General features: G+C 41.4%; 2 protein-coding genes. One reads left to right on the top strand and one right to left on the bottom strand.

What is annotated here, in order from left to right:
• Window positions 1-498: DUF3352 domain-containing protein (locus IQ224_RS23275; RefSeq protein ID WP_194033545.1), on the top strand; the 498-nt coding region annotated here is incomplete at its 5' end.
• On the opposite strand, the gene IQ224_RS23270 is transcribed toward IQ224_RS23275, so the two are convergent.
• The gene (locus IQ224_RS23270) at window positions 472-1,719 is read right to left on the bottom strand and encodes a folylpolyglutamate synthase/dihydrofolate synthase family protein (protein ID WP_002748298.1); all 1,248 of its coding nucleotides are present in this window, start codon (window positions 1,717-1,719) and stop codon (window positions 472-474) included. The genes IQ224_RS23275 and IQ224_RS23270 overlap by 27 nt on opposite strands.
• Between the last annotated feature and the right edge of the window lie 63 nt (window positions 1,720-1,782).

Genomic DNA, 1,782 nt, shown 5'->3' with positions numbered 1-1,782 from the left:
GGGTTAGGTTTTGGGGGGATGATGATCTGGCAAACCGGCGATCAGAAAGCGGCAAAAACTACCCTCGATAGGTTAAATAAATTGGGAAAAACTGTTCCCTTTATCACCATAAAAAACAGTCAAATTTCTGGCCAAGATGTGACTGAATGGAAAGCGGAAGAACAAGCGATTTTAACCTATGCTTGGCCTAATAATGATACCCTAAAAATGACCGTCGGAATTCCCTATCAACCGCAACCGAATCAACCGATTAGCAAAAGTGAGATTTTCCAAGCATCGATCGCAAATTTGCCTAAAAATAATCTCGGTTATTTCTTCATCGATGTGGAGCAAATTATCGCTAAAGCAGGGGGAATTAATAATCTTCCTGCCACGGAATTAAGCCCAGAAGCAAAGGCTTTTTTAGAATCGGTACGCGGGATCGGAATTACTGCCACTATGCCTGATAAAACCACCAGTAAAATTGATGTTTTATTTTCCCTGAAGCAAACTCCCTAAAAAGTAACCAACTAAATAAAGCGATCCACAGAGAATTATCTGACTCTCGGCAGATTCTTGGATGGCTTTTTTTAGTCCTAAAAATACATCGAAACAAGTCTCTAGGTGAGATAATTCTGGACAAATTGAAGCCGCTAATTCCGCTAAAGTTTCAGGATTGGCACTGCTATGATCGGGGACGGGAACTAAATATAAACTATCGCCTTTTCTTAACAAAGCTTGGAATATTTCCCGATGATCTTTAGTCGATAAAATTCCCATCACCCAGATAATTTTTGGAGCCTTTAAACTATCTACATACTGCCTTAAACCAATAGCAGCAGCAGGATTATGAGCGCCATCTATTAAAATTTCTCGCTGACACCAATTAACGGTTTGTAAACGTCCTAACCAGCGAGTTTTTGCCATTCCTTCTTGCACGACTTCATCGCTAATTTGCCAACCTTGCTGACGTAAAATATTAACAACAGCGATCGCTATAGCGGAATTAGTTAATTGAAAATCTCCCGCTAAGGATAAAGGATATTCTAACCCTTGATATTTGGCCCGATTATCGGCAATTTTTTCGGCAGCTTCTACCCATACCTTCGGACAATTTAACAGCTTGATTCTCTCCCTAACTACCCCCTGCGCTGATTCCGGTAATTGTCCGATAACTGCGGGACAATTCGCTTTTAATATCCCCGCTTTTTCGCCGGCAATATCGGCAACCGTCGGCCCTAAATTTTGCCAATGTTCGCGACTAATAGAAGTGATGACAGTAACTAAAGGTTGAGCGCAAACATTAGTCGCATCTAATCTTCCTCCTAAACCCACTTCCATCACGGCAATATCCACCTTTTCCCGGGCAAAATACAGCCAAGCAGCGGCAGTAATTACCTCAAATTGAGTAGGACTTTCCTGCTGGGGATCGATAAGCGATTCTATATCTTTAAGCAGGTTTTCTAAAGTCGCGGTTTCAATATTTTCGCCATTAATAGAGATTCTTTCCGTCCAATCAATTAAATGGGGAGAAATATAACGTCCGACTTTGTAACCAGCAGTGCTGAGAATGGAGGATAGATAGGCACAAACCGAACCTTTGCCATTAGTTCCCGTGACATGAATAATCGGAATTTTATCTTGGGGATTGCCTAAAATCTCCAGCAGATTTTTTATTCTTTCTAAACCGAGATTAACCCCAAAACGCTGAAAAGATTGCAGTAAAGAATCGATAGTCATGGTTGGCAAACTATAAATAGGGTTTGCGGCAAAAAGTTTATTGGTGGGGTGTGGGGTGTGGGG

The sequence above is a fragment of the Microcystis sp. LEGE 00066 genome (assembly GCF_015207925.1).
Taxonomy (GTDB): Bacteria; Cyanobacteriota; Cyanobacteriia; order Cyanobacteriales; family Microcystaceae; genus Microcystis; species Microcystis ichthyoblabe_A.
Note: the sequence above shows the minus strand (reverse complement) of the source record. Positions and strands in the feature narration are given on the sequence as shown.

Excerpts from the sequence above, each read along its gene's own strand:
- IQ224_RS23270 (WP_002748298.1), bottom strand. The coding sequence starts at position 1,719 with ATGACTATCGATTCTTTACTGCAATCTTTTCAGCGTTTTGGGGTTAAT.